Origin of the sequence: Sphingomonas donggukensis (genome assembly GCF_023674425.1) — a bacterium.
GTDB lineage: Bacteria > Pseudomonadota > Alphaproteobacteria > Sphingomonadales > Sphingomonadaceae > Sphingomonas > Sphingomonas donggukensis.
The window spans coordinates 293,080-318,850 of record NZ_CP098401.1; the positions used below are offsets into that span (position 1 = coordinate 293,080).

Annotated in this window: 23 protein-coding genes; 9 read left to right on the forward strand and 14 right to left on the reverse strand. The window is 63.4% G+C overall.

The window, feature by feature from the left end; all coding sequences use genetic code 11:
* Nucleotides 1-23: 23 nt before the first annotated feature.
* The 6 genes from arsH to M9980_RS01400 are packed head-to-tail and all read right to left on the reverse strand — an operon-like array spanning nt 24 to nt 3,498.
* Complete coding sequence (gene arsH, locus M9980_RS01375) at nt 24-764, reverse strand: arsenical resistance protein ArsH (RefSeq protein ID WP_250755021.1); 741 nt, start codon at nt 762-764, stop codon at nt 24-26.
* Nucleotides 764-1,195 (reverse strand): arsenic resistance N-acetyltransferase ArsN2, encoded by a 432-nt coding sequence (arsN2, locus tag M9980_RS01380; protein ID WP_250752576.1) that lies wholly within the window; start codon nt 1,193-1,195, stop codon nt 764-766. The genes arsH and arsN2 overlap by 1 nt, the downstream gene beginning before the upstream one ends.
* Nucleotides 1,192-2,268 (reverse strand): ACR3 family arsenite efflux transporter, encoded by a 1,077-nt coding sequence (gene arsB, locus M9980_RS01385; RefSeq protein WP_250752578.1) that lies wholly within the window; start codon nt 2,266-2,268, stop codon nt 1,192-1,194. Before arsB ends, arsN2 begins: the two co-directional genes overlap by 4 nt.
* Nucleotides 2,265-2,693, reverse strand: a complete 429-nt coding sequence (arsC, locus tag M9980_RS01390; RefSeq protein ID WP_479725556.1) for an arsenate reductase (glutaredoxin) — start codon at nt 2,691-2,693, stop codon at nt 2,265-2,267. Before arsC ends, arsB begins: the two co-directional genes overlap by 4 nt.
* The gene (locus M9980_RS01395) at nt 2,690-3,046 is read right to left on the reverse strand and encodes an ArsR/SmtB family transcription factor (protein ID WP_250752582.1); all 357 of its coding nucleotides are present in this window, start codon (nt 3,044-3,046) and stop codon (nt 2,690-2,692) included. The genes arsC and M9980_RS01395 overlap by 4 nt, the downstream gene beginning before the upstream one ends.
* Nucleotides 3,046-3,498 carry an ArsI/CadI family heavy metal resistance metalloenzyme gene (locus M9980_RS01400; protein ID WP_250752584.1) on the reverse strand — a complete coding sequence of 151 codons (453 nt, stop codon included), beginning with the start codon at nt 3,496-3,498 and terminating at the stop codon, nt 3,046-3,048. The genes M9980_RS01395 and M9980_RS01400 overlap by 1 nt, the downstream gene beginning before the upstream one ends.
* Here M9980_RS01400 and M9980_RS01405 point away from each other — a divergent pair.
* Nucleotides 3,488-4,351: an SOS response-associated peptidase family protein gene (locus M9980_RS01405; protein WP_250752586.1), complete on the forward strand. Its 864-nt coding sequence runs from the start codon at nt 3,488-3,490 to the stop codon at nt 4,349-4,351. The genes M9980_RS01400 and M9980_RS01405 overlap by 11 nt on opposite strands.
* 38 nt (nt 4,352-4,389) lie before the next feature.
* Nucleotides 4,390-5,040 carry an SOS response-associated peptidase gene (locus M9980_RS01410; protein ID WP_250752588.1) on the forward strand — a complete coding sequence of 217 codons (651 nt, stop codon included), beginning with the start codon at nt 4,390-4,392 and terminating at the stop codon, nt 5,038-5,040.
* Between the two features lie 83 nt (nt 5,041-5,123).
* On the opposite strand, the gene M9980_RS01415 is transcribed toward M9980_RS01410, so the two are convergent.
* The gene (locus tag M9980_RS01415; protein WP_250752592.1) at nt 5,124-6,488 is read right to left on the reverse strand and encodes a hypothetical protein; all 1,365 of its coding nucleotides are present in this window, start codon (nt 6,486-6,488) and stop codon (nt 5,124-5,126) included.
* Between the two features lie 163 nt (nt 6,489-6,651).
* Between M9980_RS01415 and M9980_RS01420 the strand changes: the two genes are divergently transcribed.
* Complete coding sequence (locus M9980_RS01420; protein WP_250752595.1) at nt 6,652-11,175, forward strand: HEAT repeat domain-containing protein; 4,524 nt, start codon at nt 6,652-6,654, stop codon at nt 11,173-11,175.
* Between the two features lie 49 nt (nt 11,176-11,224).
* Here the strand turns inward: M9980_RS01420 and M9980_RS01425 are convergent, their stop codons facing one another.
* Together M9980_RS01425 and M9980_RS01430 are read right to left on the reverse strand one after the other, a co-directional pair.
* Nucleotides 11,225-12,097 (reverse strand): TIR domain-containing protein, encoded by an 873-nt coding sequence (locus M9980_RS01425; protein ID WP_250752598.1) that lies wholly within the window; start codon nt 12,095-12,097, stop codon nt 11,225-11,227.
* A 201-nt stretch (nt 12,098-12,298) separates the two neighbouring features.
* Nucleotides 12,299-13,804, reverse strand: coding sequence for a tyrosine-type recombinase/integrase (locus M9980_RS01430; RefSeq protein ID WP_250752601.1), 1,506 nt, complete (start codon nt 13,802-13,804; stop codon nt 12,299-12,301).
* A 279-nt stretch (nt 13,805-14,083) separates the two neighbouring features.
* Here M9980_RS01430 and M9980_RS01435 point away from each other — a divergent pair, with 279 nt between their 5' ends.
* Nucleotides 14,084-14,584 (forward strand): DUF1440 domain-containing protein, encoded by a 501-nt coding sequence (locus M9980_RS01435; protein ID WP_250752603.1) that lies wholly within the window; start codon nt 14,084-14,086, stop codon nt 14,582-14,584.
* Here M9980_RS01435 and M9980_RS01440 read toward each other — a convergent pair.
* Together M9980_RS01440 and M9980_RS01445 are read right to left on the reverse strand one after the other, a co-directional pair.
* The gene (locus tag M9980_RS01440; protein WP_250752605.1) at nt 14,581-16,677 is read right to left on the reverse strand and encodes a RelA/SpoT family protein; all 2,097 of its coding nucleotides are present in this window, start codon (nt 16,675-16,677) and stop codon (nt 14,581-14,583) included. The two genes, M9980_RS01435 and M9980_RS01440, sit on opposite strands and share 4 nt — an antisense overlap.
* A 71-nt stretch (nt 16,678-16,748) precedes the next feature.
* Nucleotides 16,749-17,048: a CC_3452 family protein gene (locus tag M9980_RS01445; RefSeq protein WP_250752607.1), complete on the reverse strand. Its 300-nt coding sequence runs from the start codon at nt 17,046-17,048 to the stop codon at nt 16,749-16,751.
* Nucleotides 17,049-17,207: 159 nt separating this feature from the next.
* On the opposite strand from M9980_RS01445, the gene M9980_RS01450 reads away from it, so the two are divergent.
* On the forward strand, nt 17,208-17,705 hold the full coding sequence (locus tag M9980_RS01450) for a winged helix-turn-helix transcriptional regulator (protein ID WP_250752609.1): 498 nt from the start codon (nt 17,208-17,210) through the stop codon (nt 17,703-17,705).
* Here M9980_RS01450 and M9980_RS01455 read toward each other — a convergent pair whose 3' ends face one another.
* The 3 genes from M9980_RS01455 to M9980_RS01465 form a co-directional block, all read right to left on the reverse strand.
* Entirely contained in the window at nt 17,706-18,134 is a 429-nt protein-coding gene (locus M9980_RS01455; protein WP_250752611.1) for an acyl-CoA thioesterase, read from the reverse strand. It abuts the gene before it with no gap.
* 40 nt (nt 18,135-18,174) lie between these two features.
* Nucleotides 18,175-18,954, reverse strand: a complete 780-nt coding sequence (locus M9980_RS01460; protein ID WP_250752612.1) for a sulfite exporter TauE/SafE family protein — start codon at nt 18,952-18,954, stop codon at nt 18,175-18,177.
* Between the two features lie 319 nt (nt 18,955-19,273).
* Nucleotides 19,274-20,482, reverse strand: a complete 1,209-nt coding sequence (locus tag M9980_RS01465) for an LL-diaminopimelate aminotransferase (RefSeq protein ID WP_250752615.1) — start codon at nt 20,480-20,482, stop codon at nt 19,274-19,276.
* A gap of 133 nt (nt 20,483-20,615) precedes the next feature.
* Here M9980_RS01465 and M9980_RS01470 point away from each other — a divergent pair, with 133 nt between their 5' ends.
* The 4 genes from M9980_RS01470 to M9980_RS01485 all read left to right on the forward strand — a co-directional run bounded on the left by M9980_RS01470 (nt 20,616) and on the right by M9980_RS01485 (nt 25,738).
* Nucleotides 20,616-22,337: a PHA/PHB synthase family protein gene (locus M9980_RS01470; RefSeq protein ID WP_250752616.1), complete on the forward strand. Its 1,722-nt coding sequence runs from the start codon at nt 20,616-20,618 to the stop codon at nt 22,335-22,337.
* Nucleotides 22,338-22,450: 113 nt separating this feature from the next.
* A complete protein-coding gene (locus M9980_RS01475; RefSeq protein ID WP_250752617.1) occupies nt 22,451-23,206 on the forward strand; it encodes a phasin family protein in 756 nt (251 codons plus the stop codon).
* Between the two features lie 133 nt (nt 23,207-23,339).
* The gene (clpS, locus tag M9980_RS01480; RefSeq protein WP_250755022.1) at nt 23,340-23,684 is read left to right on the forward strand and encodes an ATP-dependent Clp protease adapter ClpS; all 345 of its coding nucleotides are present in this window, start codon (nt 23,340-23,342) and stop codon (nt 23,682-23,684) included.
* A gap of 452 nt (nt 23,685-24,136) precedes the next feature.
* The gene (locus M9980_RS01485; RefSeq protein WP_250752618.1) at nt 24,137-25,738 is read left to right on the forward strand and encodes an MFS transporter; all 1,602 of its coding nucleotides are present in this window, start codon (nt 24,137-24,139) and stop codon (nt 25,736-25,738) included.
* Nucleotides 25,739-25,771: the final 33 nt, after the last annotated feature.

Consider the following 25,771-nt stretch of genomic DNA (forward strand, 5'->3'; position numbering starts at 1 on the left):
CGAAATCGGAGTGGCTTTCGTATTCAGGCGACCGACCGCGACGCAAGATCGCTAACCGCGTCCGATTTTGCGGCATGAGCCTTCCGCTCGGAATAGCGATCGACAAGCTGTTCGGCATGGCCGCGGGTCAGGACGGTGAACCGAACCAACTCCTCCATCACGTCGACGATTCGATCGTAGTAGCTCGACGCCTTCAGGCGACCGTCCTCGTCGAACTCCTTGAACGCCATCGCGATGCTCGACTGGTTCGGAATCGTGATCATGCGCATCCAGCGACCGAGCAGCCGTAAGGTATTGACCGCGTTGAACGACTGCGACCCGCCCGACACCTGCATGACCGCGAGAGTCCGTCCTTGGGTCGGGCGCATGCCCCCGAACTCAAGCGGCAGATGGTCGATCTGCGCCTTCATGATGCCGGTGATCTGGCCGTGCCGTTCCGGGCTGCACCACACCATGCCCTCCGACCAGAGCGCGTGTTCGCGCAATTCGTGGACCGCGGGATGATCGTCGCCCTTCACCTGGTCGGGCAACGGCAGGTCGGCGGGATCAAATATTCGGACCTCCGCGCCGAAGTGGTTGAGGATCCGCGCTGCTTCTTCAGTGGCCAGCCGGCTGAAAGAACGCTCGCGCAATGAACCGTAGAGCAGCAGGATACGAGGTTTGTGATCGAGCGAGCCCAGTCCAGCGCCCACGTTCGCCTGCACCAATCTGCGATCGAGCGCGGGCATATAGTCAGGTTCGGGGAGGGTGCGAAGACGCGACATCAGGCTATTCGCTTGCAGAGGAAAGTCGCACTCGCCGGACAAAGTGTCCGAAACTCCGCCGAGCTAGCGATGGCCGCGGGAGCATCGTCGCGCCGAGCAGTCTCGTAACCGCGCCCACGGAAGAATGGCTCGGCAGTGGTAGTGAGCATGTACAGGCTGGCCGCGCCGTCATCGGCTGCGGCGCGCTCGATCGCCGCGAGCATCGCCGCCCCGAGTCCTTGTCCACGGCGGTTGGCCGTCACGACGAGCGAGCGCACTAGCCGATCGGCGCCGAGGCCTTCGACACCGCCATAACCGACGACGCCGGCGGCATCCTCGAACCGAAAGAAGCGGCGATCAGGATCGGCGAGATCGCTCACAACCAGGCCGGCCGCTTCCAGTTCTGTTGCGAGATCGGCCAGCGAACTCGCATCGATCGCTGTGGCTATCATGACGGAACCCGCCGTTCGTACCACGGCCGGGTCTTCCTCACGATCCTGACCACCGAGAGCATGACAGGAACTTCGACCAGCACGCCGACGACGGTGGCGAGCGCCGCGCCCGAATTGAGTCCGAACAGACTGATCGCGGCGGCGACCGCCAATTCGAAGAAATTGGAGGCGCCGATCAGCGCGGCGGGTGCCGCCACGCACCATGCCACGCCGAAGCGATGGCTCAGCCAATAGGCCAGCCCCGCGTTGAAATAGACCTGGATGAGGATCGGGACGGCAATAAGAGCGATCACCAGCGGATGGGCGATGATCGCCTCGCCCTGAAATCCGAAAAGCAGCACCAGCGTCGTCAGAAGCGCGATCAGCGAAACCGGCCCAAGCCGAGTGAGCAGCCGGTCGAGACCCGACGGACCGCCAGACGACAGGATGGCGCGGCGAAGCAACTGGGCGACGATGACTGGCACGACGATATAAAGGGTGACGGAGATCAAAAGTGTTTCCCACGGCACCGTGATCGACGCGACGCCGAGCAGCAATCCCACCAGCGGCGCGAATGCGAACACCATGATGATGTCGTTGAGCGCGACCTGGCTCAGCGTATAGGTGGGATCGCCGTCGCAGAGGTTGGACCAAACGAAAACCATCGCGGTGCACGGCGCGGCGGCAAGCAAGATCAGGCCTGCGATGTAGGAGCTAATTTCAGTCTCCGGCAGTAGCGGGCGGAAGAGGAACCCGAGGAACAGCGTGCCGAGCAATGCCATCGAAAAGGGCTTCACCGCCCAATTGATGAAGAGCGTGACGCCGACACCTTTCCAGTGCTGTCTGACCGACGCGAGCGCCGTCAGGTCGATCTTAAGCAGCATCGGGATGATCATCAGCCAGATTAACATGGCGACGACCAGGTTGACCTTGGCGAGCTCCGCCGAGGCGACCACCCGAAACACGTCGGGCAGCGCAAATCCAAGCGCGATGCCCACCACGATGCACAACGCTACCCAGACGCTGAGATAGCGCTCGAACATGCTGATGGCGGGCTTGGTCGGCGCGATTGTCGCCGCGGTCGTGGCGGTCATGAAGCGATCCGCTTCCCTCTGTCGTCGATGACCCGCTGGCCGTCTTCCTTGGTGAATGCGCCGTGCTGCTCGCCTGGTAGCAGGTCGAGCACTTCTTCGGACGGCCGGCAGAGCTTGACGCCAAGCGGCGAGACGACGATCGGCCGGTTGATGAGGCTCGGATGTTCCATCATCGCGCTTATGAGATAGTCGTCGTCCAGCGACTTATCGTCTAGCGCCAGCTCCGCAAAAGGTGTGCCCTTCTCGCGTAGCAACGCGCGAGGCGTCAGCCCCATGCGCTCGATGAGCGACACCAGCATCGGCCGCGATGGCGGCGTCTTCAGATACTCGACGACGTGCGGCTCGATGCCCGCATTGCGGATCATCGCCAGTGTATTGCGCGACGTCCCGCACTCGGGGTTATGGTAAATCACGATATCCGTCACTGGACCGCTCCCGGCTGACAGCATGCCGCTTTCGCCACCATGTCGGCGAGTGGTGCACAGATTTCCGGCTTGCCCGCGCAGCAATCCTCCATGAGAAATCCCAGCAGGTCACTCATATGGCCATATGCGGCAGTGTAGATGATCGAGCGTCCCTCGCGTCGCGACGCGACGAGACCCGCGTGCCCGAGGATCGCCAGGTTGCCTGAGAGGGTCTGCGGCACATGCCCGGTCGCGCGAGCGATCTCACCTGAAGCCATGCCCTGCTCGCCGACCCGGACGAGCAGTCGAAACACCTCGAGCCGACCGGGATGTGCAAGCGCCGACAGGGCGGCGATGGCAGCCTTGGGGTCCATCAGCGGCAAATCTGCGCGCGTGCCGAGTCGGCCGAACCGCAGCAGGCGCTGGCCGGCGGCACGGAGAGGACTTCATCCTCCCCGTATGTGGTGGCCTCGCCAAAAGTGAAGAACGTCTCCCAGCGGACACCCGCCGGATCGTTCACCCAGCTCTTGTCCGACTGGGCGTAGCAGCAGGTGGTCGCTTCTTGATCGAACGTATCCGAGCCCGCCGCCTTCAGACGATGGGCGAGATCGCCGAGTTCTTCGGCGCTGTCGACTTGGATGCCGATGTGGTCGACGCCGGCGGTTCGCGCCCTCTGTGAGATCGCGAAGTTGACCTTCGGATCGTCGAGCATCCATTTGGCATAATCGGCTTTCACGACGGTAGGCGCGGCACCGAAGAGTGTTCGGTAAAAAGCGATCGATTGCGAAAGATCGGGCACATTCACGTGCAGATGCATGCGCTTCATCGTGATCTCCTGCCGACTCGATGTTATTACGGATATATCCGTAAAACAGGTAAGTCAATCGCCAGAGCTTCCATTTAGTTTCGCCGCGCGTTCGCGAAGCCCATGTCATCCCGCCAGGCACGCGATCTTTGTTCGATCTTTGTTCTGTGATAAGGTTGCGCCGTTCGAGTCGGCGAAGGAAGATTGGCTCGCCATGTCGAGGCTCTACACGGTTATGGCGGGCGTCGCGGACGTAGCCACCCACTTCGGTGCGGAGATTCCCGCATCGGTCGGCGTTCCGCCGGAGACGATCGAGGGCAATCCTGGCCTAGTCGTGCTCGAGAGTGGCTACCGCCGATTGCTCAAGTTGATGAGCTGGGGATTTCCGCGCCTGACCCGGGAGATGAGGCTGCGCGGCGATCCACCTGGCCGTATCGGGCTCGTCGCCGATCTGACGAATCCGATGTGGGAGCACCTCGTGGTCGATCAGCGCTATCGCTGCCTGATTCCATTGACCCACTTCGCCAACCCCAATGGCGATCCCGGCGAAAAGACACGCACCTGGTTTTCTGTCACTGGTGAGCCGCTGGTGGCTTGGGCGGGTTTCTGCCGGAACACGTCAGAATTCGGGCCGGTCTATGCCGGGATGACAATGACGGCGAATGCGCTTGTCGAACCTTATAACGATCGGATGCCCGTCCTGCTGGCCCGCAGCGAATATGATAGCTGGCTGCACGGGACGATCCAGGATGTGATCGCCTTTCAGTTCCGGCCGCCTGTCGCCAGCGAAAGCATGACGATTCTAAATACGGAAGATCGCTGGAAAAGTGGAAAACTGCCGCCGCAACTGCAGCCGCAGATGGCATTTTTCTAGGCGAGTGCGGATCAAGAAACCCGTGGTAGGATGCTGCGATGTGCAATCTCTACACGGTTCGGAAAAGCGCGGCCGAGGTCGCGGCGCACTTTGGCGTCTCGGCCCCGGTTCAGCAGTTCAATGCGCCCGAGGAAAGTTACCCCGCTTCGCCCGGTCTGGTGGTACGCGAGCAGGACGGTGTTCGAATTCTCCAGTCGATGACATGGGGCTTCCCGCTAAGGCTCAAGGGCATGAAGCCGGAATCGAAGCCGAAGCCGGTCAACAACATCGCCGACGTGACAAAGAACATGTGGGTCGGCCTCGCACGCAAGCCCGAATGGCGATGCCTGATCCCGGTCACCGGCTTTGCCGAAGCAGAGGGGCCCAAGGGCGCCAAGACCCGGACGTGGTTCAGCGTGAAGGACCAGCCGATCTTTGCGTGGGCGGGGCTGTGGCGGCAGAGCGCTGAGTGGGGTGATGTCTATTCAGGGGTGATGACCGACTGCAACGAGGCGATCCGTCCGGTAAACGATCGTATGCCGGTACTCCTGCAGCCTCACGAGTATAATCGCTGGCTACATGGCAGCTTCGAGGACGTGTTGGCGTTCCAGGACCAATGCTTCCCTGACGACTTGATCGAGATGAGGCGCACTTCCGAGCTCTGGTCTAAACGGCCTGCACCGACATCCGAAGCGCCACTGTTTGCCTAAATGAATGCGATTGGGCCGGCCTGATCGCTTTGGCGCGCCGCTGTACATTCTCCGAATGCTCTTAGTCCCGCTCGTAGGATGGGTCAGGGTTGAGGCGGAGGCAGGTGCTGCGCAGCGATAGTTGCCAAGTCTTTCGAGGCACGGATCTGCTGATGCAGCTCCTCCAGCGGCTTGCGCTTGAGCTTGAAAACCTCGGTGCCCGTCGCCTTGTCATATATCTGACCGGTGATTCCATCGATCACGAGACCTCGCTCATAATCGTGACCATGCAGTGGAGATGGCCACGGATCCGCGTCCGATTTATGGAATTGCCAGACATAACCGTCTAACCTCAATGTCTTCTCGACAAGCAGTATTGGTCCTGACGCTGCGACCGGCTCGATATCATCGGCGTCGGTGCTGGCTTCGAACACAATCGCCGGTCGCCGGTCGAGTCCCGCCAAGCGCAGGCCGTAGGCAAGCCACGATAGTGGCACTACCCAATCGCCGTCGACGGCCTCATACTCGATGCTGAAGGCAACGCGGGTCGCTCCGTTCGCATATTCGGTCGATCCAACCTTTCTGCCCTCAAACAGGATAGTCCCGCTTTCGGGGTTAAACTGTAGAAGGTCGCCGCTCCGAGGTGGCTCAGGCGCCCGGCCGCCGCTGACCGGCGTGCCGCCCCCTTCGACAGCGACGATTGCCGCGACCTGTTCTTCGACCAGCCGCTGGAAAGCGTCGAACGCGGCGTAGCAATGGTCGCGCTCGACCTCGAGCAAATCGGCGATCTCACCGGTTCCGAGCGGTTCGTTGCCGCCGAAAGCATAAGACACCGCACCGCCTTTCGCGATCCGCTTGACGACCCCTGTCATCCCGACCAGGAATCGCGACGAGAACCCATGATTGTACGCGTTGCGGAAGTCGTCGGAGGCCCGCTTGAATTTTTTGCCCGCAATCGGCTCGACCTTGAGCTTGAATGCGCGATACCGCTTCCACTGCGAGCAATAGGGTTCGATGTCGTTCAGATAGAGATTGAACGACGGGAAATCGTCGTTCCAGCCTGAACCGTCAATTGCTTGGTTCGCCTGGTGCGACAGATGGCCCGCGGCGAACGCAAAGCGGGACTTGATCGCATAAGGTTGGCCCATCGCCACCGTGCCGAGCATCTCGATGAACTCATGGCTTGCCTCGTGCTTGTCATTATCGTCGAGCGTGGCAACGATCTGGTCCCATGCTCGCAGCCGATGCACATGATGCGTCAGGTCATTGATGATGTTGGCAAGCTCGGAAGCATACTCGCCGAGCATCTGGCTGTACGCCATCCATTCGGCATTGAGCCGGTCAGGCAAGGTCCACCAGCGATATGGCATCCAGCGTCCACCCACCGCGATCGAGTCGAGCGTTTCGCGATACCGCGTATAAAGCGCGGTTAGCTTCTCCGATCGGGCGAGCGAAAATTCGTCTGTCATCGCCACGTCTACCAGCTACGAGAGTCGATGCGCGAGCATCGCAACCCACTTTCCGGCTGGCAGGAACTGTCATTCACCAAGGCATGAGCTTTCTCTCAAAGCGAGCTTGTCAGGCATTGTTGGCATCTTCCGCAATCCTATAACTAGGCGATGAGAGCGCGTTATGAATAAGGCCGAACTGACCGGCGGTCAGTTGTGCGTACGCGGGATCGTGCAGCAAGCCATGCGCGGTCTCGCGCACAGCACATCGCTGGTTCTCAAGCTGGCGCAATTCGAGAACGCTGAACTCCTTTCGGCGCAATTGACACTCGAGCCGAACGACGGGGGCGACTTTCAGTGTGAAGCGGCGGGTGAGCGGCTCGTTGAGCAGGACAAAATCCGGACCAACGGCAAGCCATGGACGTCAGGGAACATCGCCGCCGATGTTCTTCCAGACCTCCTGAAATCTGTTCAAGACGACGGGCGGTCAACTCGGTATCGCTTCGCGACCGATGGTTCACTGAATTGCGATACCCTTCTTGATCTTTGTGCAGCTCTGAAAGGGCGCGCTGCTCCCGACGATCCGCTTGCCGCTCTCGACGATAACAACAAGAAGGCGTTCAAGTATCAGGCCTGGTTGTCAGAACGCGGGTTCTTCAAGGCGCTCGCTAAAAGCGCGAGTTGCACGGACTATCGCCGGTTTTGGCGTCTGCTGGCTTCGCTCGAAATCGAGGGCGATCTGACCGAGCATACTCTGATCACGCAAATTGACGCTTTCTTGACCGATGTGGTCGACGCAATCGAAGACATCGTCGGCAAGCGCGATCAGCTAATCGGCCTGATCCTCCGTCTGGCGCGCGACGAAACCCAGATCACGGTCGCCAACCTGCTCAAGGAAGCCGGACTCCCGGTCCAACGCGTCCTGCATTATTCGCGACTTCCGCAGGCGACGCGGGCCGCTCTTGAACATCAGCTCGCATTGCTCGGGTATGATTTGAAGCACGACGTCCGCCCGCCGCCGGGGTTGGGTGATCTCGGACTGACGTTGATCGCCGGCGAGAGTGGTTTCGGCAAATCTTGGCAGCTGGCTGGCGAACTTGCGCGGCTCGACCGCGCCGGTCACCTGACCGTGCTCGTTCAAAACGCCGACTCTCTCACCGCGATCGTCTCAAAGGTCGCCGAGGTCGTGTGGCACACTTCGTTTGATGGCCCGCAAACCATGCCTGGGCTCCAGCGGCGGCTTGGGCATCGTTACGTCGACGGTGACGGCGCCTGGCTTACCGTCGGCGTCGACGACGTGCAGAGCCGGTCGTTACTCAACGAAATGCGGGCAGCAAATTGGGCTGCATTTGGTGTTCGTTTGCTGGTCACCACGCCGACACCCCTCGCCGATGCGCTCACCAACATGCCGCTGCCACCACCGATTTTCCGCGTCGGTGAATTCTCGCTGCCGCAGCTACGCCAATTCCTGAAGTCGCACGACCGAGCAATGCAAGGGCTCCCCGACGATGTGATCGAACTCCTGCGGACGCCGATCTTCGCCGACCTCTACCGCCGGATCGAAAGCCCCGATTGGACACCGCTCAACGAATATAATCTGCTTGATCGGTTTTGGCGACATGCGACGTTCGAGGCGCGTGACATGGCGGATCATCAGGATGATCCTGACGGGCTCGCCCAACTGGCGCTGACCCTGCTCGCAGCGGGCGGCGCCTATCCGTGGCCCGCCGGTGTCGCCAAGGCGGCTGGCCTTGACCAGGAGGCGCGGAAGCGTCTTGTCGCGACTGGCATCCTGCGCCAGTCCGAGAACGGGTCGGTCATCATTCATGATCGCGTACTGAACTGGGTTGTGGCGCTTGGCCTCGCCCGGCGGCTCGAAAGCTCCGCCATCGACGCGCATGGTTCGGTCGCCGAACTGATCCGCATTGGTCAGCCTGACGAGTTGCCGATTGGTCTAAGCTATCGGCTTGGGTACGTCCTTCTCGACTTCCTGTGGCTGATCGCGGGCAAGGTCCCGGCACAAACTGTTGCCGAAATCCTGCTCGGCCTCATCGACGACCCGCAATATCGCATTAACGCCGGCAATCTGATTGAAGTCCATCTGGCCGGGCTTGGTAGCCGGATTATTCCAGCCCTCGCAGAGATTGCCAAGACGCCGAGCGGAAATCGCGGGCCAATCGCATCGCTTGCAGCACGTGCAATGGCCGCCGTCGGGCGAGCCGAACCGGGAAGCGTGGACCCGGCCCTTATCGGATTGATCTCCAATCCGGCCGATCACCGGGCAGTTCGCGCGGGGTTAATCGCTGCGGCTCTTTATCCGCTGTCGGATGCGATCGAGCAATTGTGGGCAATCCATCTCGAGCGGCGGCAGGCTACTGTCGATGCCGTCAACGCCGACTCTTCCGCCAAGCACGAGCTATTTTTGCGTCGGCAGGCGAGTTTCGACGCGTTGGTAACGACCGCGACCACAATGCCTGCGTGGATCGAGTCTAAACTCGATCAGACATCGGACGCCCCCACGGCTGAAGTCCTTCTGGAACTACTGCTGAAGGTTGAGCATGTCGTTGCGCAGGACATTTGGGTGCGGACGAAGGCGACGTTTCGTGCTCGGATAGCCGCCGGCAAGGCGATTTGGCCACGCGCGATTGGGCGGTTCGGGGAGAGCAGCGACGCCGAGCGACTGACGATCCCTAACGACCCGCAGGATCACTTCGAGCCGGCTGAGCGTTTCAGGGCGCTTGTACGGGTCGATCCTGTCCGAGCGAGCGCACATCTTGTCCAGGTCGAGGAACAGGTCGTTCGTCGCCACCTTTCCGACAGTCTCGCTCACCTGATCAGAAACGGCGGGCCGTCGGTGCCATCAAATTTGCGTGCGCGGCATGCTCCCGGTTGGGAAGGAATGAGCGATTTGGCAATCGCCTATGCGTCCGCCCCGCTATTAATCGACACCGACAGTTTTATGGCCCTGATTGCAGCACTCGAGGCGCGCTTAGCTGAAGTTGCCGGGCAGGCATGGCGGCCGACACGTGAGCGGCCCCTTGTCGAGTTTTTGGCTGGCACGACGCGCCCGGACCTGCTCGCCATTCTCGAAACCTATCGCGAAAGCGCATTGGAGACACTCTTGCGCGACCGCTTGATCGCAAATGGCGGGCGAGTGTCGCTAAGTGTCGATTCTGACGCAGACAATTTTGAGCGGTTGCTGCTTCTGATCGGCGGTGATGGATATGGCGCGGCCATAGCAGGGGCGATGATCAGCGATAAAGCATTCACCCGGCGTGACGGGTTCGAGTCCTCGATCATGCTTCCGCCTGGGTCGGCGCCCGCCAATCTACTCGCCGCCGGAGTGGCAGAACCCGATAACGGGAATCTGGATCAGTATTGGCTCATGATCGCGCTTGCTTTGCATGGTCCGGATGCGGCTCTGTATCAGCTCGTGATGCGGTCGCAGTCGGCGTACAATGACGCGATCGACGTTCGGATTAAGCGGGGACCTTGGCCCGCCGCCATTGCTGCCCAAATCGGGATCGATTTGGAAAGCGCCGATAGCGGTACGCGGATCGGTGCTACCTGTGCGCTCGCCATGGCACCGCCGCCGAATGCGGCCGACTTGCTTGCCAATACGCTAGCGCGGTGTCCAGACGATGATGAATCGGCATTGACCGTAATTCGGATAGCGTCGCACCTCGGCTGCTATGAGCCTCGAATGCTCGACCAACTCAAGCGCATGGTGAACCTGCCAGACGCCACCCGGCGTGAAGAAGCCCTTCCGTACCTGGCAGAGCAGGGCGATGCGGACGCTCGCAAATTCGTGCACGACCAGCTCACCGCGGGCACGACCGGCACGTATGACCGCTCCACGCTGCGAGCTGCTTACGCGCTAAGCGAGCATCTGCCCGACGACCCCATCATCAACGCCAAGCTCATGCCCTTCGTTGATCGGCATCATGGCATCTATCCGCTGGGACAGATTGCTGGGCGGCTGAGCGACAACGGCACGCTCGACGCCAACGATTTTATCGACTTGGGCTACTCGGCGAAGCGCCTGTCGGCGGACGATACCTATCTGCTGGTCGAGCGCATCTCTCGCGGCGATCCGGAAGAGGGCTTGGCGATCGCCGAGCGTCGGTATGACCAGAACCCATCCGCCGGCGGCGCGCGACAGATCCTCGGGCTTGGAGGCGCAAATGGCCTCGCTTTCCTGGTCGATCGCTACGCGGTTGAGCAACGGCACGAGGTCCGCTGGATCATCGCGCGCGCCTTGCGCCGTCACGCAGACAGGCAAGCCTTAATGACGCGCCTGATGAACGCTGCTCAAGGCAGCGCGGTAGCAATGCGGTGCGCTGCCGCCGAGCTGCTAGGGTGGCTCCCCGATGACGAAGTCGCGGGTCAACTGAATGCTCTTGTCAGCGACAAAGTGCCGGAGGTGTCTGATGCAGCCCTTGAAGCGGAGGGGCGGCGCGACGCCGAACGTCACGCAAAAGCATTGATCGCCGGAATTGCTGACGCCGATCATCTCGGGCGATGGTCGCGGCTCTGGGCTGTGGTTGATCTGGCCGACCCCTACCTCTTAGAATTCGACAGCGATGGCCTGGCGATCGGTCCACTCTTGGATTCGATGGATGAGATATTCGCGATCTGGACAGAAAAAACACTGGTGCGAAGAAAAGAGGCATTAGCAAAACGGGCAAAACGCCTCGATCAAAGATAGCGCGGTTACTGATCTGGGAGTTGGGTCAGCGACTGGATGTTCGCACGAACTACGGAAGTAGGCCAGCCCGCTCATGAATGAACCGCGCGAGTTGTTCCGGCGAAAAGCGCCGCGCATCGACAAAACCGTCGTGCCCCAGAACACCTTCGACTGCGCCATCGTCCATGCGGACATACATTATGCGTTCGGCCGCACGCCCGTTCAGCACTTCGCGGATGGCGCGAAACTCGATGCCGCACCATTCCTTGCGTTCATAATCTGAGCCGAGGAACACCACGATCAGCTTTGATCGATCGCGATAGATGGCTTGGAGAAAAGTATCGAGCGATGGCCGCGCGAGCTGCGCGACATAATTGTGGTCGTAGAAATATCGGTCGGGCCCGATCAGGCGTTCGAGGGCTGCCGCCACCTGCTGTACATAGGGGCGTGACTCCCCAGGGAACGACAACGCAACATCGAAGAGGTGGTCGGCGAGATTGACGCCCTTGCGGGCACCTGAAACCCAAGCGGGCAAGACGATCCCGCGGGCCCTCGCTAGCTCCTGCTGGAGGTTGAGATTTTTGACCGCCCAATGGGTGCGGTTCATCTCCCATTTACTCAGGTCCAACTCGAATGCCAGCGTATCCATGTCTTGCCAGGTCAAAAAGGGCGCGACGGGGTGAAGTTCGTATTCAACGCGCACCTGCGCCGCGCGGCGTGTCACGTCGGTGATGATCCCGAAGTTGGGATTCTTGTTGTTCCCGTTTTCGTAGGCGAAGATGCACGGCAAGAGCTTGAGCTCGGCGATCGCGACGGCGTCGAGTTCGCCGAATTTCGCGGTGATGTCCTTATCGGTATATTCTCGAACGCAACGTCCAATTTCGATTGTCCATGGCTGGCCGTTCCAAGCGTCGGCGCCGGCCGATACGAATAGATTGTACATCGTTGCTCCTCTCGATGTTTTTCCTACCCGAGCGCCTTGGCGGCGTCGCGTCTGATCGACAGAGCGATACTTGGCTAAAGATCGAGGCCGACGAAGCTTGGTTGGCGAGGTCACTCAGAAGCTCAAACAGGGCGTCGCCCACCACGATCGCAACTCACGCTCGGCGGCCGCAGACTGTTTCATCGTTACGAGTCTGCTGCTTCACGCCGCCTGCGAGAGTTCGAATGTCCCCACCTCGCCAGACTTCCACGCCGCTAGTTCGCTTGTGGCATAAACGACGCGCCTGCCAACCTTGCGAAAGGCTGGACCCGTCCCTTGCCAGCGGTAGGTCTGAAGCGTTCCGACGGTGAGTCCGAGGCACTTGGCAGCTCGAGCTGTGTCGACCCATCGCGTTTGAACAATCGCACCGAGCACTGGATCGGCCTTTGCTCTCACGTGAGCAGCCAAGTGGATGTCTCGTGGAAGCTGGGGATCAGTTGCAGCATCTTGCTGAACAAATGTCTCTCCCATGCTCAAGGCGATCTGCTCGGAAATGCGATCAGCAGCGGCCTTGAGCGGGTGATCAAACAGGTGCGTGTAGCGCTCCGTTGTCTTCGGGCTGGCGTGACCGAGCAGCTTGCTGATGATCAGCATGCTGTCGCCTAGATCGGCGCCGACCGACGCAAAGCTGTGCCGAAGATCGTGAAGGCGCACATCTTCGAGCCCGGCAGCCTTGCGGATGCGCTCCCAGACCGACTGGAGGTCGGTGACGTGCGTTCCGTCCTTCTTGCCGGGCAGTAAAAACGGATTACTCACGACTTCGGGAATGCCCTCGACCAGGCGCATTGCAGCCGCACCGAGATGGACGACCTTCGCGCCGGTCTTGCTGTCAGGCAGCCGCAGGCAGCGATGATACCAGTCCACGAACGTCCGCTTCAGTGTCAGAACTTCGTTTTTGCGGCAGCCGGTCAGGATGAGGAGCTTGATCGCCGCCAGCGCATAAGCGCTCTCGACGCCAAGCGCCGTCGCAGCGGCCAGCACGTCGCCGAGCCTCGCCAGTTCGACCGGAGAAAGAAATCGGTCGAGCTTGCGCCCGGGGTACTGCTTCACGCCAAGTGCCGGGTTGTCCGGTCGGATCTTCTGCGCGACCGCATAATTTAGCGCGCCTGACAAGATGACCAGGGCATTGTTCGCAGCGCCTTTCCCGCCGCGCACCCTTGCGAGCCGCCGGCGACCCTTCTTGACCGTGCGGGCGGTCTTGCCGGCTGCGACGTCACGCATCATCCGCTCGATATCGGCGCGGGTGAGCGTATCGGCGCGCCGGGTGCCCAGCAGCGGCGTGATGTGATTCTCGACGCAGCCCTGTGCACAGCTGATCGTGCTCGGCTTGCACGCGTACATTCCTTCTTCGACGTAGACCGTGCAAAGCTGGGCGGTGTTTGGGATCCCACGGCACTCGAAGCGCCAGCTCTGCGGATCGCGCCCATCGGCGATTTCACCGATCAGGCGACGAGCCTCGATCCTTGCCGTCTCCGGAGTCCACGGCGCGCCATGCCGACCAATCTTGAACCTCCGCTGGCGACCCTCGACCCGATACTGGAAGACGTAGGTGATGACGCCCGCGCGTGACTGTCGCACACCGAAGCCGGGAAGTTCGCGGTCCCATACGAACCGCTCCTTGCCGGTCGGAACGAGCGCATCAACGACCCTTTTCGTTACCTTGGGCATGAAACATCCGCTTCCAAATGCCCGAAACTGCTCTAAAGCCGTGCCCGAAGTTGGAAGCACATAGGAAGCAGTTGGGCGAAAACCGTGGAAAACAGTGTCGCGCTAGCTTCGGTCTAAGTCAATGAAACGAAACGGGAAGTCGTGCAAAGACAAGTCCTGGCGTAGGGGTGTTGGTCGGTGGTAAGGCTGAGGTCGTGAGTTCAATCCTCACCGGCAGCACCATTTTTCCCCGCACGATCGCGGTGTGAACCATAAGCCCGTCCGGCGCGTTCGGCGGCGATGGCAAATAAAACCCGATCCTCCGCCCCGCGTCCCCTCGTTGGTCTCGCCGCCGGCGTCGCCGCGGGCCTTGCCGCGTCCGCTGTGATGGCGCTCTTCCAGGCCAAGACCGCCAAGGCCTTCGATGCCGAGGGCGACCCGGCCGATTCGGCGACCGCAAAGGCCGCGAATGCGGCGAAGCTGTTGGCGACCGGTGAGCCGATGCGTCGCATCGACCGGCCCGCCGGCGGGCAGGTGGTCCACTATGTCTTCGGGGCGGCACTGGGCGGCGCTTACGGTCTCGCCGCCGAATACCGGCCCGGCATCGCCACCGGCTTCGGCAGCGCCTACGGCTTGCTGACGTCGGCGGTGTTCGACGAGGCGGCGGTGCCCGCGCTCGGCTTCGGGGATGCGCCGACCGAGACGCCGCTCGGCGTGCATCTCTACGGTGTGTCCTCGCACCTGGTGTATGGCCTTGCGCTGGAGGGCGTCCGCGCGCTTCTCGGCGGGCGCCGCGCCTAGAGCCGCTCGGCCTCGCTGACCGCGTCGGCGGCGCGTAGCGCGGCGAGCAGTCGGGTGAGGTGGCTGGCATTGCGCACCTCGATCTCGATCGTGTTGGTGTGGAACGTCGTGTCGCGGTTATCCATACGAAGGCCGAGGATGTTCGCCTTGTGCGCGCCGATGACGGTCGCGATCGCGCCCAGCGCGCCCGGTTCGTTCTTCAGCGTGACTGCGATGCGCGCGGTGCCGCCCTCCGCTTTGTCGCCCCACGCCAGGTCCACCCATTCGCCGCCGTCCGCGTCGACGGTATCCCCGATCTGCGGGCAGGCGATTTCGTGGACGGTAATGCCCTCGCCCTCGCGCCGGATGCCGACGATGCGGTCGCCCGGCACCGGGCGGCAGCATTCGGCGAGCGTATAGGCAACGCCCGGCGTCAGCCCGGTGATCGAAATGGCGTGCCGCTGCGGCGGGGCGACATGGGTGTCGGCGCCGCCCGCCGATCCGGGCATCAGCGCCTCCATCACCGCCGCATCCGACACCTTGCGCCGCGCGATCGCCTCCAGCAGCGCATCCTCGTCCGCCAGTTTCAACCGCTTGACCGCTGTCGCGACCGCGTCGGGACCGACCGGGGCGGGCAGGCGCGCGGCGATGTCGTCGTATAGCTTGCGCCCGAGGGCGTGCGTCTCTTGCCGTTCCTTCAGCCGCTGGTGCCGCCGGATCGCCGCGCGCGCCTTGCCGGTGGTGGCGAAGGCCAGCCAGTTGGGCTGCGGCGACTGACCCTTCGATCGCAGGATCTGAACCGAATCGCCGTTCGCGATCTCGGTGCGGAGCGGTACCATCCGCCCGTTGATCTTGGCACCCACCGCCTGGTCGCCGAGGTCGGTGTGGACGGCGTAGGCGAAATCGATCGGCGTCGCACCCTTGGGCAGCTGGATCAGTTCGCCCTTGGGGCTGAAGGCGAAGATGCGGTCGGCGTACATCGCCATCTTGGTATGTTCGAGCAGTTCCTCCGGGCTGTCGGCCGCCTCCAGGATCTCGACCAGATCGCTGATCCACGGCACCTGCGTGTCGGGGCGCACCGCGTCCTGCTTGTAGGCCCAGTGCGCGGCGATCCCGAATTCGGCCTGCGCATGCATCGCGCGCGTGCGAATCTGCACCTCGATCCGCGCGGTGTCGCCGAAGAAGACGGTGGTGTGGAGCGAGCGATAGCCGTTGCGCTTGGGCGTCGAGATGTAATCCTTGAACCGCCCCGGCACCATCGGCCACTTGCGGTGAATGACGCCCAGGGCCCGGTAGCATTCCTCCTCGGTCTCGACGATCGCGCGGAACGCCATGACATCGGACAATTGCTCCAGGCTGACGTGCCGCTCCGACATCTTGCGCCAGATCGAATAGGGATGCTTCTGCCGCCCGCCGACCTGCGCCTTGATGCCGGCGCGGTCGATCAGCGTTTCGATGGTCTGCGCGATCTTCTCGATCCGGTGGCCCTCGCTCTCCAGCGCCTCGAGCCGCTTCGTGATCGATTCGTAAGCCTCTGGCTCGAGTTCGCGGAAGGCGAGCGTCTGCATCTCCTTCATGAACTCGTACATACCGATCCGCTCGGCGAGCGGGGCGTAGATGTCCATCGTCTCCTTGGCGATGCGGCGCCGCTTCTCGGGCCGGGCGATGTAGTGGAGCGTCCGCATGTTGTGCAGCCGGTCGGCGAGCTTCACCAGCAGCACGCGGATGTCATCGGACATCGCCAGCAGGAACTTGCGCAAATTCTCCGCCGCGCGCTGGCTTTCGGTCTCGGCCTCTATCTTCGAAAGCTTGGTGACGCCGTCGACCAGCCGCGCGACCGAGGGGCCGAACAGCTGCTCGATCTGCTCGGGCGTGGCGACGGTATCCTCGACGGTGTCGTGCAGGATCGCGGTCGCGATCGTCTCGTCGTCGAGGTGCAGGTCGGTCAGGATGCCCGCTACCTCGATCGGATGGCTGAAATACGGGTCACCCGATGCGCGCTTCTGGGTGCCGTGGGCATTGACCGAAAAGACGTAGGCGCGGTTGAGCATGGCCTCGTCGGCCTGGGGATCGTAGCTCAACACCCGATCGACGAGTTCATATTGGCGCAGCACGGCGGCCCTAAGATGGGCTGCCGTGCTGCTGCATTGCAATGATTTTCAGATGCCCGGCGGGCAAATCGGCCTCAGCGGGCGCGCGCGTTGCACTTGTCGAGCGCCTCGGGAGCGAAGGCGGCACCGCCCGCGCTGAACGATTCCAGCTTGCCGACGCGCTGCACGACCAGTTCGCACAGCACGCTGTCGCGCTCGCCAGCCTTGTTCGCGGCGCAGACGCCATCTGCACACTTCCACAGCGTGCTGCGGGTCACCAGGCTCGCCTTCTTCAGCTCGGCGGCGGGCTTGGCGGTGTAATAGGACTGGGCGACCGCGGGCACACTGCCGAGGATGGCGAGCGAGGCGGCGGCGATCTTCAGGACGGTGTTCATGGGGATGCTCCTTGGATTTGCAGGCGAAAATTACTGGCAATCAAGTTGCAACACGCTACCTATCTGATTCGGTAGCAGGTTGCAACCTGAAACCTGTGCTGCGCTGCAATAGGATAAACCGCTTCGCCGTCAAGGCATTTTGCGATAGGTTTGAACGATATGGATGCGAAGATCCGGGAACCCTTGCGGGAGTTGTTCGCCCAGTGCAGCCTGCCCGCTGCGCTGGAGGCGATGGGGGAGCGGTGGGCGTTCCTGATCCTGCGCGCGGCGTTCAACGGCATCTATCATTTCGAGGAGTTCCAGTCGGAACTCGGCATCGCTCGGAACATCCTGGCCAACCGGCTGGCGCGGTTCGTCGAGCACGGCATCCTGGAGCGGCGCGCGCTGCCCGACGATCGCCGCAAGATCGAATATCGCCTGACCGAAAAGGGTTACGCGCTGCTGCCGACCATGATCGCGCTGCGGCAGTGGGGTGAGAAATGGGAAACGGGGGCGATCTCAAGCCCCGTGCTGGTCGACGCGCGCGACAGCCGCCCGATCCGGCAGGTCCGCGTGCTCTCGCAGGACGGGCGTGAACTGGAGAAGAGCGACCTCAAATGGCTGCTGCGTGAGGATGTCGTGTGGGACGATCCCGAACAGGTCGCCGCCGCTGAATAATCAACCGCCGGGAATCGTCGCCAGATAGGCACGCACCGCATCGCCGATCGGCACCGCGCGCCCGCTCGCCAGATCGACGTTCACGATGACCATCGCGATCGTGCAGTGCAGGTCGCCGGTGTCGGCATGGGCAAGCTCGAAATATTGGGTCAGGCTCGACGTGCCGACGCGCTCGATGCGGATGTTCGCCTCGATCATGTCGCCGAACACGAACGGCTTCAGATAGTCGATCTCGGTCCGCCGCACGTGAAATTCGGTGTCGGTCCACGCCGTGCCCAGTGCATCGGCGATCCCTGTCCACGGCCAGAATTCGGTGACCGCGACGTCGGCATATTCCAGATAGCGCGAATTGAAGACGACCCGCTGGCCGTCGATTTCAGCATAGCGCACGCGGAAGGTAGTGGAGAAGGCGAAGCCGGGACGGGTCATCGGCGGCGGATGGCGTGGCGGCAAGCGCCGGTCAACCGTCTCAAAGCAGCAGCTTTGCGCCCACGATCGCCAGCGTCACCGCCAGGATCGGCGTCAGCACGCGCTCCGACACCCGCGTCGCGATCAGGCTGCCGGCGATGATCCCCGGAATCGACCCGGCCAGCAGCGACAGCAGCAACGCGAAATCGACCCCGCCCATTGCCCAATGCCCGGCACCCGCGATCAGCGTCAGCGGGACGGCATGGGCGATGTCCGACCCGACCAGCCGGTTGACCGGCAGCCGCGGGTACAGGACCAGCAGCGCCGTCATCCCCAGCGCGCCTGCACCTACCGACGTCAGCGACACCAGCGCGCCGAGGATCGCGCCGAGCAGGATCGTCAGGCCGGCGATCCGGCGCTCGGCGATGCCGTCGAACCACGGCCCCATCCGCGCGACGATGCGCGCGCGGAACAGGATCGCGACCGCGGTCAGCAGCAGGGCCGCCCCAAGCACCACGGCGATGGCTTCCCCCATCGCCTTCGTGCCGGTCCCTGCGCGGCTCAGGGTGGCGAGGGTGATGAGCGTCATGGGGATGCTGCCCGTCGCCAGCCGCCGCACCACCCGCCAGTCGACCGTCCCGCGGTGCCCGTGGACGACCGTCCCGACCGACTTGGTCGCCGATGCGTACAGAAGGTCGGTGCCGACCGCGGTCACCGGGTGGATGCCGAACGCCAGCACAAGGATCGGCGTCATCAACGATCCCCCGCCGACGCCGGTCATGCCGACGAGCATGCCGACGAACACCCCGGCCAGCGAGTAGAGCGGATCGATCGCGGTCATCGCGGGCGAGCATGGCGGGGGTGCGTCAAAACGCGAGACAGATTTTCTTTGGGTGCGCTTGTGCCTGCGGGAACATCAGGTGAGGCAGCTGAGCCGTTCCCCGGCGAAGGCCGGGGTCCAGTTGCGGCGTCCAGGCGAGGTTCGGCGCGCCAGTCTGAGGTCCGTCCAACTGGACCCCGGCCTTCGCGGGAGAACGGTGCGCGCGCACCGCACCCACTCCGTGCTCCCGCGCAGGCGGGAGCCTAGGGTTTCGGGCGATGACGCTTGTGGCTCTGGGCTCCCGCCTGCGGAGGAGCACGGATGGGGAAGCCCCCCAAACCTACCCCGCCGCTTTCGTCCCCGTATTCACCCCCATGCTCGCCAGATATTTCTTCACGTTCCTGGCCGCCTGGCGCAAGCGCTGCTCGTTCTCGACCAGGGCGATGCGCACATAGCCTTCGCCGTCCTCGCCGTAGCCGACGCCCGGCGCCACCGCGACCTTGGCGTGGGTCAGCAACTGTTTGGAAAACTCGAGTGATCCCATCTCCCGCAATGCCGAGGGCAGGGGGGCCCAGGCGAACATCGACGCCTTCGGCGCGGGGATGTCCCAGCCCGCGCGCCCAAAACTCTCGACCAGCACGTCGCGGCGCTTGTGGTACAGTTCGCGGTTCTTCGCGACGATGTCCTGCGGGCCGTTGAGCGCCGCGCACGCCGCCGCCTGGATCGGCGTGAACGCGCCGTAATCGAGGTAGGACTTCACCCGCGTCAGCGCCGCAATCAGCTTCGGATTGCCGACCGCGAAGCCGATCCGCCAGCCGGCCATCGAATAGGTCTTCGACAGCGAGGTGAACTCGACCGCCACGTCCTTGGCGCCCGGCACCTGCAGGATCGAAGGCGTCGGGTTGCCGTCGTAGTACAGCTCCGAATAGGCGAGGTCGGACAGTACCCAGACCTTGTTCTCCTTCGCCCACGCGACCAGCCGTTCGTAGAAGGCGAGGTCGACCGTCTCGGCCGTCGGGTTAGACGGATAGCCGACCACCAGCACGCTCGGGCGCGGCACGGTGAACGCCATCGCGCGGTCGAGCGCCGCCCAATATTGCTCGTCCGGCGTCGTCGGCACGCTGCGGATCGTCGCGCCGGCAATGATGAAGCCGAACATATGGATCGGGTAGCTGGGGTTGGGCGCCAGCACGACGTCGCCGGGCGCGGTGATCGCGGTGGCGAGGCTGGCCAGCCCCTCCTTCGACCCCATCGTCACGACGACCTCGGTCTCGGGGTCGAGATCGACGCCGAAGCGCCGACCATAATAGTTCGCCTGGGCGCGACGGAGGCCGGGAATCCCCTTCGACTGCGAATAGCCGTGAGCGTCGGGCTTCATCGCCACTTCGCACAGTTTGTCGAGCACATGCTGCGGCGGCGGCAGGTCGGGGTTGCCCATACCTAGGTCGATGATGTCCTCCCCGCTCGCGCGCGCCGCGGCCCGCATCGCGTTCACCTCGGCGATGACATAGGGCGGCAGGCGCTTCATGCGGTAGAATTCGTCGGACATCGGGTCTCCCTTTCGGTGCTCGAAAGCCTACACTCTCCGTCACCCCAGCGGAAGCTGGGGTCTTGGGCCGCACGAGACCCCCGCTTTCGCCGGGGTGACGATGAGGGCTATAGACGCGGCAGGAGAGTGACTGATGTCCGAAACCAAGACCACCGCACCCGACCTCGCCGACATGCAGCACTGGACCTGGGTGCTGGGTCGCGCGCAGCAGATGATGCTGGAGGCGGGCGTCGAGATGACGAAGGCGGCGCCGGCGATGCCCGGCATGTTCGACGCCGCGCCGCTCCTCCAGGCGCAGGCCGATTTCTGGGGCGACACGATGAAGCTGTGGCAGCGCTTCCTCGACCCCGCCCATGCCGAGCCGTTCCACGAAACCCCCGAGCAGGCGCGCGACAAGCGCTTCAAGGCGCCCGAGTGGCGCGAGCAGCCCGTGTTCGACTTCATCCGCCAGAGCTATCTGACCATCGCCGACCATCTGCTGAAGGGCGTCGACGCGGTCGAGGGGCTGGATGCCAAGCAGAAGGATCAATTGAAGTTCGCGACCCGCGGCTTCGTCGATGCGATGAGCCCGACCAACTTCGCCGCGACCAACCCGCAGGTGCTGAACCGCATCGTCGAGACGAAGGGCGAAAGCCTGCTCAAAGGCCTGGAGAACATGCTCGCCGACATCCAGCGCGGGCAGCTGACGCACACCGATACCAACGCGTTCGAGGTCGGGCGCAACATCGCCACGACGCCGGGCAAGGTCGTCCACCGCACCCGCCTGTACGAACTGATCCAGTACACCCCGACCACCGAAATGGTGTTGGCGACACCGCTGGTCATCTTCCCGCCGTGGATCAACCGTTTCTACATCCTCGATCTGACCGCGGAGAAGAGCTTCATCGCCTGGGCGGTGGCGCAGGGGCTGAGCGTATTCGTGGTGTCGTGGAAATCCGCCGACGCGTCGCTCGCCGACGTGATGTGGGACGATTATGTCGCGGCGCAGATCGACGCGGTCGACACCATCCGCGACCTGCTCGACGTGCCCGCGGTCCATGCCATCGGCTATTGCGTCGCGGGCACCACGCTCGCCGCGACGCTCGCCGTGCTGACCGCGCGGGGGGAGGCGGCGAAGGTCGCCAGCGCCACCTTCTTCACGGCGCAGGTCGATTTCGCCGACGCCGGTGAGCTGCTGCACTTCGTCGACGACGACCAGCTGGCGATGATCCGTCAGGTTTCCACCGACGGCTATCTCGACGGCCGCTACATGGCGGCGACCTTCAACCTGCTGCGCGGGCGCGACCTGATCTGGAACTACGTCAGCAACAATTATCTGATGGGTCAGGATTATGTGCCGTTCGACCTGCTCCACTGGAACGGCGACGTCACCAACCTGCCGTCGGCGTGGCACCAGAGTTATCTGACCGACCTGTACCGCGACAACCGGCTGGCGCAGCCGGGGTCGCTGTCGGTGCTGGGCGTGCCGCTCGACCTGACGACGGTGAGGACGCCCTCCTATGTCCAGGCTGGGCGCGAGGATCATATCGCGCCGGCGGACAGCGTGTGGAAGATCACCGACCATTTCGCCGGGCCGTTACGCTTCGTGCTGGCGGGATCGGGGCATATCGCCGGGGTCGTGAACCCGCCGGCGGCGCAGAAATATCAGTACTGGACCAACGACGCCCCCGCCGCGACGCTCGAGGACTTCGTCGCCGGCGCGACCGAGACGAAGGGCAGCTGGTGGCCCGACTGGATCGGCTGGCTCCGTGACTTCGGCGCGACGGACGTCCCCGCTACCGGCGCGCGCGTGCCGGGGGAGGGCAAGCTGGCGGCGATCGCCGATGCTCCGGGCGAGTATGTGCGCACGCGCTAGGCGGTCGAAACCGCTGCACCATGACGAGAATGTTGCAGCGCACAAAATGACTTGCAATCGTCGCTGTTGATGCGTATTTGCTGCACCGCAACAATAAGTGGCGAGTGCATCCGATGGCGACCGAAACCCCGACGACCGACGTTGTGAAGGCTGCTGGCGACACCGCGATCGAGACGGCCAAGGCCGCCGAGACCGTCGTGAAGGCCGACGCGGATATCGTCGCGAAGACCGCTGAAACGGCCGCTCCCAAGGCGCCGGTCGCCCCGGTCCAGGCCGCCAAGCGTGTCGCCAAGGTGGCGAAGGCCAAGGCCGCGCCGGTGCGCAAGGCCGTCGCCAAGAGTGTGAAGACGGTCGCGGCAGTTCAGCCCGCGCCGATCCAGAAAGCGGCGAAAGCCGTCGCAACCGCGGCCGGGAAGGTCGCCTCCACCGTGAAGAAGGACATCACCATGGCTACCAAGTTCGAAACCCCGAAGATGCTGACCGACATGAACGACCGCGCCAAGGCTGCGTTCGACAAGAGCGGCAAGCTGGCGTCGGAAATGGGCGACTTCTCTAAGGGCAACGTCGAGGCGCTGGTCGAATCGACCCGCATCGCCGCCAAGGGCATGGAACTCATCGGCCAGGACACCGCCGACTACACCCGCAAGTCGTTCGAGGGCATGACCGCGACGCTGAAGAGCCTCGCCACCGTCAAGTCGCCGACCGAATTCTTCAAGCTGCAGGGTGACTACATGCGTACGGCGTTCGACGCCGCGGTGCAGCAGTCGTCGAAGTCGACCGAGATGTTCATCAAGCTGGCCGGCGACGCCGCCAAGCCGATCTCGAACCGCTTCGCGCTGGCCGCCGAGAAGGTGAAGACCGCCGCATAAGCCGGCGTCCCGCCCCGGCGGGAGAGACGAGGGGGCGGTGGCGCGGACGTGCCACCGCCCCTTTTTCGTTTGCCTGCACCACGACGACACCTTGCCCCCATCGCCGCGCGGGCATATTTTGGGCCACGTGACCATGCCATTCCAGCCCACCGCGACCGACGACAACCGCGACGACGATGACGGCACGTCGCTCGGCGTCGCCACCCGCACGCGCACCCGCACCAAGAAGCCGACGCCGTATCGCGTGCTGATGCTCAACGACGATTACACGCCCATGGAATTCGTCGTCCTGTGCCTCCAGCGCTTCTTCCGCATGACCGTGGAGGAAGCGACGCAGGTGATGCTCCACGTCCACCAGAAGGGCGTCGGCGTATGCGGCACGTTCAGCTACGAAGTCGCCGAGACGAAGGTCGGCCAGGTCATGGATTTCGCCCGCCAGAACCAGCACCCGCTGCAGTGTACGCTGGAGAAGGCGTAGGCGCGGGCGGCCGGCGATTTGCGGAAGCAAATCGCAGACTCGCCACGGCGGGCAGCGGGGTCGCGTAGCAGACCCGTCTGACGACGTGGCGGGCGGAAGGGAAAAATTCAGTCCTCGAGATTGAATGCCTCAACGTCAAAGGGCACGGATGCGTGAAGGGTTGTGCCGAAGATCGCATCTACGCAGGTTGAGTACGCGAACATGTCTTGCACCGCGCCTTGCCTTCCAGCCCAGATTCCACTCAGATTAATACGTAGTGCGCTTCGATCGCTTGTTGCGATCGCCTCACCACAGTAGCAGCATTGATACTCAAGCTGGCTCGCCATTTCCAAAGTTGGCACGGAGCGCGAACGCCTTCAATTGGCTCGCAGGTGGGGAGTTCCGCCACCGTATCCCTGCTTGCCGCATCCCCCCGACCCGCTAAACCTGCGCGGAGCACCGGGGGCATAAGCATGACGAGCGTAGCGACGACCGATATCGACAACGTGGCCGATCCGTCGCCCAAGGACATCCGCCTCGTCATCACCGCGTCGTCGCTCGGCACTGCGTTCGAATGGTATGATTTCTTCATCTACGGCACGCTCGCCGCGTCGGGGATCATCGGGCGGACGTTTTTCCCTGCCTCGTCGGAGATGATGCAGACCTTGCTCGCCTGGGCGGGCTTCGCGGTCGGGTTCGGCTTCCGACCCTTGGGCGCAGTGCTGTTCGGGTTCCTGGGCGACAAGCTCGGGCGCAAATATACCTTCCTCGTCACGATCACGCTGATGGGCATCGCCACCGCCGGGGTAGGGCTGGTGCCGAGCTATGCCGCGATCGGCATGGCGGCGCCGGCGATCATCATCCTGCTGCGCATCCTCCAGGGGCTTGCGCTGGGCGGCGAATATGGCGGGGCGGCGATCTATGTCGCCGAACACGCGACCGCGAAGAAGCGCGGCTATTACACCAGCTTCATCCAGGCGAGCGTCGCCGGCGGCTTCATCCTCAGCCTCGCGGTCGTCCTGATCGCCAAGGCGTCGATGCCGACCGCGACGTGGGAGGCATGGGGCTGGCGACTGCCATTCCTGTTCTCGGTCGTGCTGCTGGCGGTGTCGCTGTGGATGCGCCTGAAACTCTCCGAAAGCCCGGTGTTCAAGGCGATGAAGGCCGCCGGCCAGACCGCCAAGAACCCGTTCGTCGAAAGCTTCACCTATCCGGGGAACAAGCGCCGGCTGTTCGTCGCGCTGATGGGCATCGCCGCGGGGCTCACCGTCATCTGGTACACCGCGCTGTTCAGCGTGCTGTCGTTCCTGCAGGGGCCGATGCGCGTTGCGGAGACCCCGGCGCAGCTGATCGTCGGCGCCGGCGCGGTGCTCGGGCTGGTGTTCTTCATCGCCTCGGGGCGGCTGTCCGACCGGGTCGGGCGCAAGCTGCCGATCGTCGTCGGCTACATCGTCACGCTCGTGCTGCTGTTTCCGCTGTTCTGGCTGATGGGCCATGCCGCCAACCCCGAACTCGCCCGCGCCGCCGACCGTGCCCCGGTGATCGTGGCGGGGCCGGAGTGCAGATACGATCCCTTCGCCGCGAAGCAGAAGGATGCGTGCGGGCAGCTGCTCGACTACTTCTCGAAGAAGGGGGTGGCCTACAAGACGGTGCAGGCCGGGTCGGTCGCGGTCCTGATCGGCGGCGTGCCGCAGGAGGATGTCCGCCCCGCGGCCCTCGACACCGCGCTGGCCGACGCCGGCTACAAGCTCGACAAGGTGACGCCGCACGGACGCCAGATCGTGATGATCCTGGTCGCGATCCTCGGCCTCGCGCTGCTGTCGGGCCTCACCTACGGACCGGTTGCCGCCTTGCTCGCGGAGCTGTTCCCGCCGCGCATCCGCTACAGCTCGATGTCGATACCCTATCATGTCGGGACCGGCTATTTCGGCGGATTCCTGCCCTTCATCAGCCAGTATATCGTCGCGCGCACCGGCAATCCCTACGCTGGCCTCTGGTACACCTGGATCGTCGTCGCGATCGCGCTGGCGGTGCTGGTGTTCTGCATGAAGGAACGCGACCTGCTGAAGGACTGACGCGCGGGCGGTTGAGTGCAGGCGCCGGCGCGG

Coding starts and splice junctions, on each gene's coding strand:
- M9980_RS01445 (WP_250752607.1), bottom strand. CDS start 17,048: ATGAACACCGTCCTGAAGATCGCCGCCGCCTCGCTCGCCATCCTCGGC.
- arsH (WP_250755021.1), bottom strand. CDS start 764: ATGTCGCGTCTTCGCACCCTCCCCGAACCTGACTATATGCCCGCGCTC.
- M9980_RS01405 (WP_250752586.1), top strand. CDS start 3,488: ATGCGCTTCATCGTGATCTCCTGCCGACTCGATGTTATTACGGATATA.
- arsN2 (WP_250752576.1), bottom strand. CDS start 1,195: ATGATAGCCACAGCGATCGATGCGAGTTCGCTGGCCGATCTCGCAACA.
- M9980_RS01475 (WP_250752617.1), top strand. CDS start 22,451: ATGGCGACCGAAACCCCGACGACCGACGTTGTGAAGGCTGCTGGCGAC.
- M9980_RS01465 (WP_250752615.1), bottom strand. CDS start 20,482: ATGTCCGACGAATTCTACCGCATGAAGCGCCTGCCGCCCTATGTCATC.
- M9980_RS01420 (WP_250752595.1), top strand. CDS start 6,652: ATGAATAAGGCCGAACTGACCGGCGGTCAGTTGTGCGTACGCGGGATC.
- M9980_RS01450 (WP_250752609.1), top strand. CDS start 17,208: ATGGATGCGAAGATCCGGGAACCCTTGCGGGAGTTGTTCGCCCAGTGC.
- M9980_RS01435 (WP_250752603.1), top strand. CDS start 14,084: ATGGCAAATAAAACCCGATCCTCCGCCCCGCGTCCCCTCGTTGGTCTC.
- arsB (WP_250752578.1), bottom strand. CDS start 2,268: ATGACCGCCACGACCGCGGCGACAATCGCGCCGACCAAGCCCGCCATC.
- M9980_RS01430 (WP_250752601.1), bottom strand. CDS start 13,804: ATGCCCAAGGTAACGAAAAGGGTCGTTGATGCGCTCGTTCCGACCGGC.
- M9980_RS01455 (WP_250752611.1), bottom strand. CDS start 18,134: ATGACCCGTCCCGGCTTCGCCTTCTCCACTACCTTCCGCGTGCGCTAT.
- M9980_RS01395 (WP_250752582.1), bottom strand. CDS start 3,046: ATGGACCCCAAGGCTGCCATCGCCGCCCTGTCGGCGCTTGCACATCCC.
- M9980_RS01410 (WP_250752588.1), top strand. CDS start 4,390: ATGTGCAATCTCTACACGGTTCGGAAAAGCGCGGCCGAGGTCGCGGCG.
- M9980_RS01470 (WP_250752616.1), top strand. CDS start 20,616: ATGTCCGAAACCAAGACCACCGCACCCGACCTCGCCGACATGCAGCAC.
- M9980_RS01485 (WP_250752618.1), top strand. CDS start 24,137: ATGACGAGCGTAGCGACGACCGATATCGACAACGTGGCCGATCCGTCG.
- M9980_RS01425 (WP_250752598.1), bottom strand. CDS start 12,097: ATGTACAATCTATTCGTATCGGCCGGCGCCGACGCTTGGAACGGCCAG.
- M9980_RS01415 (WP_250752592.1), bottom strand. CDS start 6,488: ATGACAGACGAATTTTCGCTCGCCCGATCGGAGAAGCTAACCGCGCTT.
- clpS (WP_250755022.1), top strand. CDS start 23,340: ATGCCATTCCAGCCCACCGCGACCGACGACAACCGCGACGACGATGAC.
- M9980_RS01400 (WP_250752584.1), bottom strand. CDS start 3,498: ATGAAGCGCATGCATCTGCACGTGAATGTGCCCGATCTTTCGCAATCG.
- M9980_RS01460 (WP_250752612.1), bottom strand. CDS start 18,954: ATGACCGCGATCGATCCGCTCTACTCGCTGGCCGGGGTGTTCGTCGGC.